Annotated in this window: 5 protein-coding genes; 4 read left to right on the forward strand and 1 reads right to left on the reverse strand. The window is 35.8% G+C overall.

Annotation, left to right across the window (positions count from 1 at the left end):
* The first annotated feature begins 88 nt into the window (after window positions 1-88).
* The 3 genes from CBG25_RS07095 to CBG25_RS07105 all read left to right on the forward strand — a co-directional run bounded on the left by CBG25_RS07095 (window position 89) and on the right by CBG25_RS07105 (window position 2,203).
* On the forward strand, window positions 89-412 hold the full coding sequence (locus CBG25_RS07095) for a restriction endonuclease (protein ID WP_290605641.1): 324 nt from the start codon (window positions 89-91) through the stop codon (window positions 410-412).
* A gap of 163 nt (window positions 413-575) precedes the next feature.
* Window positions 576-1,553, forward strand: a complete 978-nt coding sequence (locus CBG25_RS07100) for a hypothetical protein (protein ID WP_290605643.1) — start codon at window positions 576-578, stop codon at window positions 1,551-1,553.
* A gap of 86 nt (window positions 1,554-1,639) precedes the next feature.
* Window positions 1,640-2,203, forward strand: coding sequence for a hypothetical protein (locus tag CBG25_RS07105; protein WP_290605645.1), 564 nt, complete (start codon window positions 1,640-1,642; stop codon window positions 2,201-2,203).
* Between the two features lie 24 nt (window positions 2,204-2,227).
* Here CBG25_RS07105 and CBG25_RS07110 read toward each other — a convergent pair whose 3' ends face one another.
* On the reverse strand, window positions 2,228-3,511 hold the full coding sequence (locus CBG25_RS07110; RefSeq protein WP_290605647.1) for a cytosine permease: 1,284 nt from the start codon (window positions 3,509-3,511) through the stop codon (window positions 2,228-2,230).
* 99 nt (window positions 3,512-3,610) lie between these two features.
* On the opposite strand from CBG25_RS07110, the gene CBG25_RS07115 reads away from it, so the two are divergent.
* Window positions 3,611-4,309 carry a PAS and helix-turn-helix domain-containing protein gene (locus CBG25_RS07115; RefSeq protein ID WP_290605649.1) on the forward strand — a complete coding sequence of 233 codons (699 nt, stop codon included), beginning with the start codon at window positions 3,611-3,613 and terminating at the stop codon, window positions 4,307-4,309.
* The last annotated feature ends 256 nt before the right edge of the window (window positions 4,310-4,565 follow it).

Raw genomic sequence — 4,565 nt, forward strand, 5'->3', positions numbered from 1 at the left:
CATAAACGATTATCTCGTAACAGCCGCTCTTTGTTGATCATTTCAAACCTTTATTCTCTAAGTTAAACCTCTTTTTATTCTCAATAGCGTGACAAAAAATGCAAGTCTCTATTCAGCAACTAGTTTAAAGTACGGTCTAGACAACGTGAAAGATATTATCCTGCAAAAGGACGGCATGAAATCCATTGCACAATGTAAACACTGGAAAACAGAACAAGTTGGAGTCGCAGTGGCAAGGGAAATGATTGGCGTATTGGAAGCCGATAAAGAAGCCACTCACGTTTTTTTAGTGACTTCGGGATCGTTCTCGAATGACGCTATCCTATTCAGGCAACAAGTCGCTGACAGGCTCACGTTGATAGACGGTAATGAGATAGTGCATCACTTTTTGAACTCGAAAAACCAAATTTAAGGGATTAAAACTATCCTATTTTGAAAAAAGTATTTTCAATATACACACGATAAAAAGATTTTTATTTTAACGATGCTTTCTGACGCTTAACTGAATAAAACGACATTTTATTTAAGATACCATTACACCAATATTAACGGATTGTTTAAAAGGCTGAGGCACGATGAAACCAGACGAAACTAAAAACACAATAGGTAGCTCATCTATCGCTGGCAAAGAAAAAAATTTTAAGCTAGATAAGAAAAAAGGGCGATACCTCATTGTACTGATAGTGGTTCTCGTTGCAGTTGCCGCTTTACTCTATTTAAAACCGACAACATCAGATAAAGAAATCCCTGACAATGTAGACTTCTACAGTGATCTTGATAGCTCCGTAGCTGTTTTCAAGAGCGAGGACAAGAAAGATCCACAAGCGCAAACGGCAACCAGTGAGTCAACTTCTGCACCAGAGGCAAACAAAGCCGCTGAGAGCGCACCAGAAGCAAATGCGAGTGCAACTGAGTTACCTCCTGCACCAGAGGCAAACAAAGCCGCTGAGAGCGCACCAGAAGCAAATGCGAGTTCAACTGAGCTACCTCCTGAACCAGAGGCAAACAAAGCCGCTGAGAGCGCATCAGAAGCAAATGCGGGTTCAACGGAGTTAACTCCTGATCCTGACGCATTTAAAAAAGATTATGTCACAACCAAAGAACAGCAAGAAAAACAATTATCCGATCTATACCACAATGCAATTAACGGGAAAACATCGGAACAAGACTCACAACAAAATATCAGTTACGAAGGTCAACAGGTAATGATCCCTTACAATGAGGGTGAACAAACCAAAATATATTTGTACAAAAATTTTTCGGTGAAAATATTTCTTGGTAAGCAAAAAAACCAGAAAGATATTACGACTCTCGATTACTTTATTAACGGATCGGATGATGGTGATTCATATAAACTTCGTCTGTTACCAAACAACGTCTTGTTGCTGTCAAAAAACACAAATGTTGAGAGTTGGGGCGGTACTGACCTGTTTGTAACGACTGGGGGCAAAAACTATACTTTTATATTATTGAATGCGACTACGCCCTCTGAAAGAACAGACTCTATCCGATATATCAGCAACACCAAGAAATCAACAATCGTCAAAAAGTAGATTATGTACCCATGTAGCATTCAACATTGTAAGTCATTTTTTTATGCCCCCGTTTGGGGCTTTTTTTTACCACAAGAGTTATCTCTATGAAAAATAAAATTAATATCATCGAAGTGACTGATGAAGTAATGATGATCCCTTACTCTTACGTCCTGTGTCGTCACTTGACCGACAACCGCCTTGTGCGCGGGGAATCGGTGATAGGAACATACCAAAAAGAGCTTATTACCGCGCCAGAAACCAATCTGCCGTTTGCTACTGAGTACATAGAGTATGCTTGGATAGAAACGGAAGATGGGATGATTGTTGATCCGTGCGAGAATGTACGGTTGAACATGGCGGATATTAATCTGACAAAAAAAGAAAAAAACCATAATTATTTTGGGGCAGTCAATCCAACCGCTATCAACAGAAAACAGCTACCCAAACATTGCACCGCCAATGAAGTCTTCACATTAAAGCAAGGTGCAGAGTCCGAAGCAGTTAGACGTATTTTAGATTATGAAAAAAACGTGACGGGATTAACTATGACGGAAGCTGCGTACATCGCTAACCTTTATCGTGCGGATTATCTTGGTTATGAAAGAATCATTTTGAAATTTCTGGTTAACCGACACTTAGAAACAATCATCAACAAAGATAACCTATAGAATTTGTTTAGGGTGTCATGCTATTTATTCAACTTGCTTCCTAAACTTCATTAATATCCAATAAGCAATTCCAGCCACCAAAATAGAATTTAAAGAAGGGATGCCAAATGTAAATGTTATACCAACAACAGTTCCAAAAATACAGGAAATAATAGCTGACCAGCCAATTAAAGGAATGTCTGAATCAGAAGGTAATAATCCTTTTTCTCTGGTTTCGTCTAATAATTTATGACTGGTTTTCAAAATATAATAATCAACCAGCATCACACCTGCTATTGGTGGAAAAATAACCCCAAGCATGGAAAGGAAATCAACGAAATAGTTTAAAATACCAAGGACTGATAATAACGTACCTAATAAACCAAGAATAATAGTCACTACAGAATAATTAGATTTTCTTTTTGTAATGGCTTCTAGAAAACCTGATATGTGAATTGATGAAGAGTAGAGGTTTGTATCATTAACCTTAATCGCCGATAAAATAATTGTAAGTAGTCCAATAAATCCAGCGCTATGTAACATTATTTCTACAACATTATCAGTCCCTAATGCATGAGCAACTAATATAGCTATACCGTTAATAAAAAACTCACCGACAAGAATAGAACTAAATATCATCCAAAATACATGCTTGTCGTTTTTACAGTATCGACTAATATCAGGGGTAATTAACGCCCCAACAATAAATAATCCAGCCACCATTGTAGCTGCATCCCCGATAGAAAGTAATTTACCATTAGGATGCGAAAAATTGAAATTATTAATTGGACTCAAAAAAACTTCTTTTAAACTAACAAATAATATCACCATTAAAAATAATGGTACTGCTAGCTTAGCTGTAATACTTAACCCATTAAAACCAAATGAGACTAGAATAGTAAAAAATAATCCCGTCATAACAGTAATCAAGCCTAAATTAACATTAGGAAAAACTGTATTAACAAAGCCTTGAGAAATAAGCGATATATTAATACCAAACCACCCTAATGAACTGATGGAAATAATAAATCCTATTAACATAGAGCCTATTTTTCCAAAGCCACACATTTTCGATAACACACTGGTTGATAAACTTTCTTTCATGCCAGCATAACCCAAACCAAAGCTAACAAATACTAAAACTAAACTACCGAGCGTTGTAGCTATCATAGCTTCGATAAATGTCATTCTATGACCTAATGTTGCGCCCAACATAAATTGAGCTAACGAAGTCGCCATACCAATACGAACTATTGTAATGTCAAACAAACTTACTTTTTTTTCTTTTGGTAATCGGCTAAATACATATTCATTTTTAGAAAGCTTCATTATCGTTTATTTCCTTTTAATTTATTTTCGGTATTCAAAATGCCACAATTAACACTATACTTAAACCGTCCAATTAATTTTTTAATTAAAGGTGATACCATGAATACTTATGAAAATAAACTGTCATCAATTAGCTCTATAATGTCATTCATAATGAATAGCAAAGATCACTGGTGTATAAAGGACAATGAATCAAAATATACTTTTATAAATAATGCCGCCTTTGAATTTTTTAAATTTCCTAAAAAATTCAATCCAGAAGGAAAGTCAGACAAAGAAGTGCCAACTGAAATATGTGAAGAGCTTTGGTCTGAATTTATAAATCATGACCAAAAAGTAATATCTAAAAATAGGAGAATAACATCTATAGATATTCACCGTTACGGATCTGGAAATACAGGCCATTTAATACCACATTTATCAGAAAAAGCACCTCTTTATGACGATAAAAATAATATTATTGGGGTGGTTTGTTACGGTAGACAACTTGAAATACCAACACTGCTTTATTACATAAATAGATTAAATCGAAAAACCATTCAAATTGATGATCCTAATGATATCTTTACCAAAAGAGAACTCGAAGTCATCTTTTGGGCACAACAACGGCTCACGTCTAAAGAAATAGCTAAAAGGTTAGATATTTTTCCTTCAACGGTTGAATCACACTTAAAGAACATCTATAGGAAAGCAGACATTAATAGCATTTTTCAACTTATTGAATACTGTAAACATACAGGGCTTGATACATATATTCCTGCTAACTTTATTCGTAAAGGCGTGCAACTTATCGCGTAGGTTTATATTTAAAAAAGTAGTTAATGTCACCGATCATGCAAAACTGGGCGTTGTTGAATAAATAGAGATTATGCTGCGAACCTACACAGACATCGGACTCTCCTAAAGTTGAGAAGGAGAAACAAGCGGTTTAACTAAACTTGCGAAATTCTCCTTCCTGAATGTTAATTGCGAGTAAAACGAGCTTTTAGCATTAGGTGGGAGATGGATAGCAAACAGCTCGAAGAGCTGTCATTTCTCTGGCCTTTCTTGTTTT

The organism is Arsenophonus sp. ENCA (assembly GCF_002287155.1).
Classification (GTDB): domain Bacteria; phylum Pseudomonadota; class Gammaproteobacteria; order Enterobacterales; family Enterobacteriaceae; genus Arsenophonus; species Arsenophonus nilaparvatae.